5 protein-coding genes and 1 tRNA gene are annotated in these 6,133 nt (G+C 60.3%); 1 reads left to right on the forward strand and 5 read right to left on the reverse strand.

The annotated features are described in order from the left end of the window. Positions 1 to 76 precede the first annotated feature (76 nt). Positions 77 to 394 carry a hypothetical protein gene (locus ACIIOY_RS11265; protein WP_411034764.1) on the reverse strand — a complete coding sequence of 106 codons (318 nt, stop codon included), beginning with the start codon at positions 392 to 394 and terminating at the stop codon, positions 77 to 79. 236 nt (positions 395 to 630) lie between these two features. Here ACIIOY_RS11265 and ACIIOY_RS11270 point away from each other — a divergent pair. Continuing rightward, positions 631 to 720, forward strand: a tRNA-Ser gene (locus ACIIOY_RS11270). Positions 721 to 1,106: 386 nt separating this feature from the next. Here the strand turns inward: ACIIOY_RS11270 and ACIIOY_RS11275 are convergent. The 4 genes from ACIIOY_RS11275 to ACIIOY_RS11290 all read right to left on the reverse strand — a co-directional run. Beyond that, the gene (locus tag ACIIOY_RS11275) at positions 1,107 to 2,321 is read right to left on the reverse strand and encodes a PD-(D/E)XK nuclease domain-containing protein (RefSeq protein WP_411034748.1); all 1,215 of its coding nucleotides are present in this window, start codon (positions 2,319 to 2,321) and stop codon (positions 1,107 to 1,109) included. Next, complete coding sequence (gene ago / locus ACIIOY_RS11280) at positions 2,309 to 4,642, reverse strand: protein argonaute (protein ID WP_411034749.1); 2,334 nt, start codon at positions 4,640 to 4,642, stop codon at positions 2,309 to 2,311. Before ago ends, ACIIOY_RS11275 begins: the two co-directional genes overlap by 13 nt. Positions 4,643 to 4,880: 238 nt before the next feature. Beyond that, positions 4,881 to 5,264: a hypothetical protein gene (locus tag ACIIOY_RS11285; protein WP_411034750.1), complete on the reverse strand. Its 384-nt coding sequence runs from the start codon at positions 5,262 to 5,264 to the stop codon at positions 4,881 to 4,883. After that, a partial coding sequence (locus ACIIOY_RS11290) for a recombinase family protein (RefSeq protein ID WP_411034751.1) occupies positions 5,261 to 6,133 on the reverse strand: 873 nt, incomplete at its 5' end. The genes ACIIOY_RS11285 and ACIIOY_RS11290, both read right to left, overlap by 4 nt.

Genomic DNA, 6,133 nt, shown 5'->3' on the forward strand with positions numbered 1-6,133 from the left:
CCTCCTAGCCGGAATTTGAAGCAGTTCCAGCACAAGTGTGAAGCGGTTTTGCGGCCGCAATTGCGCGCAATGAATGTCAGGCGGTGAAGCGGCCGGCGAAGGGACGGCGCTTGTAGGCGACCATCCAGAAGAACAGCGAGACGGCGAGCAGCACGGCGAAGGCCGGCTGCGAAAGCACCCACATCGCCGCCGGATCCCATGCATAGGGATGGAGATTGCGCATGATGCCGTCGGCGACGAGGGCGATCGTATCGGGGCTTGCCGTGCTCCAGGCGACGGCGAGCGGCGTCAGCACCGGCTCGGAAGCCGAGACCGACTGGATCGCATCGATCGTACCCGCCATCACGGCGACGACGAGGGCGACAAGACTGATGGCCCTCAGGATGAACCGTATCATCGCACCCTCCCGGTGCCGCCTGCCGGAGTCGAATTCCGCTCCGCTTCATTCCTGCCTATAGATAGGAAGACGGGCGAGCGCGCGCAATCCTTCGCGCCAACGCGGGGCATCCTTCAAAAATCTGTCAGAAAGCGGTTGATCCGCCGGCAAACCTCGGTATATATCGCGCCGTCTCGCCGGAATGGAAACAGGAAAGCGATCCGCGCCGGACTGACCGCCGGCAGCGAGCGGACGGACAGGTGGCCGAGTGGTTGAAGGCGCACGCCTGGAACGCGTGTATAGGGGAAACTCTATCGAGGGTTCGAATCCCTCTCTGTCCGCCATTACGTTGTAGCGAACCCGAGATGAGGCTCCAGTTGGGGGGCTTTTTCTTTGTGTTTTAAAGGCGTTTAGCCGAGGCCTCCGAACCTCGGAGACCGGGGCCGTGTTGATTTTCGTCTCTCAACACCGCTACGTCTCTAACCGAGCGAACCTCGTTCGGCCCGGTTCGGCCGTGATAAAGATAGCCTTTTCAGCTAACTGGCAGTCTCGCTCGTCGATCCTTTCGGCGGCCAATCTCTCGGCGGGCATTTACGTCCAGAGAACGCGCAGTAGGCGTTTCGAGGCGAAAGGCTAAGCAACGGACCTTGTTAGTGCGTCAGCGGCAATGGCCGCTTAGGCGCCTCAGCGACCGGCTAAATCGGTTTCGCTGCGAAGCTCCAGCGGAGTGCTAGCCGAGGACCTGCGGGCACACGACGACTTTGACGTTCAGGCGGTTACCCGTTTTCTCGACGTCGGTCTCGATTCCCCGCGGATTGGTGCAATGGCGGTCCGGGTCGTAGATCACGCAGACGAGCGTATCGATCGCGTCCATCTTCGAGTAGCGACCGACGTCGATCAGAAGTTGGTTGATGACCTCCTTCTGCGTGAGGCCGCTGCGCGTCATCTTTGCCTCGATCACCAAGCGCGACCCCGGAAGATGAAAATCGACGCGGGAATGATTGCCGGCATAGGACGGCGTGTGCTCCTCCGGCCTGATGTCGTCGAAATGCAGACGCAGTATCGCATGTAGCAGGTCTTGCACGTCGTACTCATCGTTGATGCCAAACGGCGTGCGGCCGCGCTGCCGGGCCCGCATCGTGTCCGCGAAGAGCGGAAAACGCCGACATAGGCTTAGAACTAGATCGAGATCATTCATAAGCGCCTTAGGCACCAGGAGCCGGTCATTCACGCGATGCGCGAAGACGTGAGCGGCCGCGGCTTCAGCAGCGTCCCCGATGGTAAGGCCCTTAGAAAGCATCCGTTCCTGCAATGCGTGATCCAACTCCTCGTGGCGTTCGGTTGCGAGGCTTGGGAACGCAAAATCGATCGCAGCAGCTAACAGTAACTCCTGCGTAGATATCTCGCTGAATGGTGTATCGGGCGCGTTGATTTTCGCCGCGCCTTCTCGGTCCAGCAAGGAGATTGCAGCATGCGCCCCGAGCGCCGACATAGGCGCTCGAAAATGCCCTGCCAAAAATCCTCGGCGTAACGTGTTCACGAACCAAGTCCGATTGTCATCGTCGTCAGGAAGCGTTGCAAGACCTGCAGCGATGCCCAGCACCTCGATTGGATTGTAGATGAAAGATTGCCGATCGGAGGGGTATATCTCGCGGCCGCGTAGATGATCGATCGCAGCGAGCCAGGTTATTGTTGTCGCTTCATCACATCGACCCAGAAGATAGCCGTAGGTGGCGAGCTCGGGCGTCTTCCGAAGGGCTGCGGGAGTTGGGGCCGGAACCTCTCCTTCCGCGAAGCGCGGAGTCGGCAGGCCCGCTGCCGTGAGCGTCAGGGATGCCAGTGCCGTAGAGGTATCGGGCCACCTTGAGGTAGCGCTGAGGACCGCGTCTGCACTCTCCAGCACAGCCGCCGTCGAGATCATCGCAATCCGGGTCAGAGAAACCATCGGCTCCACTTCAGCTTCACGTTTAGGGCGGCTGGTGACCAGTCCGGCACGTTACGTAGGCGACCGAGCAGTTCTGCAATCCGCTCGGAGTAGAACACGGTCACCGGCGTTCCAGCAGGAAGCGTCGAACGCCACGATAAGCTGGTGAATTTTAATGCCTGTTCGGCAAGGTAGTCGACGTCGCGGAACGTCGAGTCTTGGTGCAGTGAGATAAGCAGCGGCGCTGGCAACGGCGTGTTAGGTCTCTTGATCAGGCGTGGTGCGTTCACGGCCAGAAGGCGTGTGAGGCGGCCAATCCGAGCAATGGTGCCTCGCGCCGGCGCGAAAACGCCCTTCCTGACGTCGCTGCCTTTGTAGGCGGCGATGCCGCGCTGCTTGCGGTCAAGGATCATGAACGGATGTTCGTGCGAAATCGTCACGAAGGCCATTTGGATGTCCTGTTCGCTGCCGATCTCCCTCGTACATTCGAACACGATGCTGGCGGCGTCGACACGCTTGAGGGGCCGGTGGGCGTGAAACACGACACGCACGGTATCGCCAGGCTGCCAGTTGTTACGCTTCTTGAGTTCTCGGAGGATCTGAAGCATCGATTCCCGAACGGCGTCGGGGTAGCCTTCGTATGCGCACTCCCTCGAGACGTTGCCTAGCAAGTACGTTCCGTCCCCGCTGAAGACGGTTGTAATTCCTACGAAACGTTGACGTTTGCTGGACCTACTCCCCGAAAGTTCGGCGACACCCATTCCAACCACGAGTTCGTCGTGGATCGTCTTGTCGTGATTCACGGTCCAAGGTGTGCCGTTGAGCTTTGCGTACATCGAGACAGCGAAATTCTCGAGCGTGTACTGCAGGCTCTTGGGCTCCTGAATGACTGTCGGCAGCCGGACTTCCTGAGTCGGCACGCCGAGTGTCATGAGCAAGGACTTTGTATGAATGTAGGGATTGATACCGTCTGGCAGGCGACTGTGCTCGTCGTAAAGGACGATGATGCCCGCCTGCACGTCCCCGCTCTCCGCCAACTTATCTTGAATGGCCCTGTTATAGTCGGCAGCCGCAGTCTGCCGATCGCTGATGTCGATATCGACGGGGCAAAGCACGAACTCGACTCTTACGAGGCCGAATACGTCGGTGAAACCTTTGGAGAAACCCGGATAGTTAGCTCCCATCCCATCACGGAAGAAGCGAAGAAAAACCTCAACCTTGCCCGCGGTCGATGATGGATAGGCAACCAGAATTCGCGGCGATCGCCCGGCGAAGCTGGAACGATCGTAGGGGCCATACTGCGATAGACCCGGCCATGCGTACTCGCTGCTCTTAGCGCCCGTGCGATCAAATACATACTCAACGGTCGGGGCGACACGGACATTCCGGTTCTCGCCGTCGTTGTTTAGGGCGATGCGATCGCCGACCGTTGCCGACAATCCCAGCCCGAGGAAAATCGGCTTCCGCGCAAGAAACTCGCCCATGCGCTTGACGGCCTCATCGAACCGCGGCCCGACACGGTACGTCGCCTCCTGATCGTCGAGGGCGGTGGTGAGCTTTTTGTAGTTGTAGCCCAGCAGCTTCGTCAGGCAGCGGGTGAAGTTTTCTTTGGATCCTTCAAGCTTCACGTCGGAAACCGGCACTTCGGTCGGGCCGGATTCTTCGGATAGATAGACGACGCTGTTCTCGATTGAACGAATGCGGCCCAGCAGGCGACGCTCCCCCGGCTGATACAGCCTGCGAACGACGTACATCCCGGTCAGGTCGATCCCTGCCGCATCAAGCTCAGAGATATCGGCTTCGATGTCGTACCGCATAGCGATCGTAACGAAGATGCCGATCCTGGTCTGGCCGTCGATTGGCTCGTATATCTTCGGGCTCAACGCAAACTTGGGCGTTACTCGAAATCCGGGAAGGAGCCTGTGCGTGATACCCGCTACATCCGCCGCATCGGCAATTAGCTCGGACTTTTTCGCGAGGAAAGTAAACGGCCGCTTCCGCACCGCTTCGTACCTCGGAAGGGCTTCTTCGATGGCATCGTCGAGGCGGGCTCTTAGTAACCATGGTTGATCGGCGGTATTCACAATGATCGAATCACCATCAACGTTGGGACCGCCCGCCTTGAGGCGGATGTGAAACAGCCTTCCATCGATGCGATGCACAAACCAGTATCCGCCTAGTCGCTCCCTCTCCTCTTTCACTTCGGAAGGATCGACGAGGTCGCGGACGACCGCTTCCACCTGTGCTGGTAAATTGACTTCGAACCCGTTGGTAACCAGCGGACGCACGCTGAGCGCAGGAGCGGTGTGGTAATCGTGTTCCTCTTGAATCTGCGCATGCATCCGCTTTGCCTCCTGCTGTCGCCGACTCGTGTTAGGATGTCAGAGGCTAGCACAAAGGCGAACTGCGGTGATGTGTTTGTAAGATCGAAGTATTCGCGTCCCCAGAATCACGCCGGCGCGGTACTCGTGCTGATCCGCGCAAGACCAATCCTACAGGTCAGTCACGTGTTCGATTTATGCATAAATGACTGAGGGACATTGATGCGCGTATGCTGACTTCACGGCGAAGGATCTAGTGCTACGCAAACACCGCCGCCATCTGCACCGCCCACGGCCGATCAGCAACCGCAACCAGGTCGTTGAGCGAGAGCGCCGGCGGCAAACGCCTGATTACGAGGTGTTCGAGCACTTCCGGTGACAGATAGGCGAGCCGCATCATTCGGCTCACGAACCGGTCGGAGACCTTTTCGGCGGTGGCGATGTCCTGAATGGTGGAAGCGGCACCGGACTCTATCTGCCGTCGCCAGCTCCATGCGCGAGCGATTGCGCGCAGTATATGAGGGTCTTGCGACCGGCCGTCCCGGATCGTCACCTCGTCGGGCGGTAGGATCTTCGGCCGCCCATTGCGTTTGCGGATCGTCAGGGGGATGACGACGCGGATGGTGTTCGTCGAGTCGGTCATGCACAGGCCTCCGTCTGGCGGGGGGCCATCATGTCCCGCAGGACCGAGCCCAGCCCTTCATGGCGCAGATCGACGGCGATGCCGTCTTCGCCGACGGTCACCCGCTCGACCAGAAGCTGGACGATGCGGGTCTGCTCCGCCGGATAGAGCGCCGCCCAGAGCTGGTCGAATTCGCCGAGCGCCTGGACGACCGCCTTCTCATCGACGGCCGAGCTCTCTTCGCGAAGGGTCTTTATGGTCCGCGCCGCGATCTCGGGCGCGCGGATCATGCGGCGGATTTCGCCGACGACGGCGTCCTCGACCATGCCGGCGGGCAAGCGCAGCGGGCCGCAAGTCTCGCCGGTGGGGCGGTTTCGTATCAGGTCCATCGACGCGTAGTAGCGGTAGAGGCGCGTGCCCTTCTTCGTCGCCGTCGGCGTCATCGCCGTGCCCGTTTCGGTGAAGATGATCCCTTTCAGCAGGGCCGGCGTCTGGCGGCGAGTGTTCTTCGCCCGCAGGCGCGGGCTCTCCTGCAGGATGCTGTGCACCTTGTCCCACAGAGTTTGATCGATGATGGCCTCGTGCTCGCCGGGATAGGCCGTGCCCTTGTGGACGGCTTCGCCGAGGTACACCCGGTTGTTGATCAGTTTGTAGAGGAATCCCTTGTCGATCGGCTTGCCGCGCTTGTTCAGCACGCCTTCGGCGGCGAGCGCTTTTGCCAGCGTCGTGGCGGAGCCGAAGGCGACAAACTTCTCGAAGATCATCCGGACCGTCGCGGCCTCGGCCGCGTTGACCACCAGCTTGCGGTCACGCACGTCGTAGCCCAGCGGGACGTGACCGCCCATCCACATGCCGCGCTTGCGGGATGCCGCGACCTTGTCGCGGATGCG

Source organism: Shinella agrisoli (assembly GCF_046557955.1).
Lineage (GTDB): Bacteria > Pseudomonadota > Alphaproteobacteria > Rhizobiales > Rhizobiaceae > Shinella.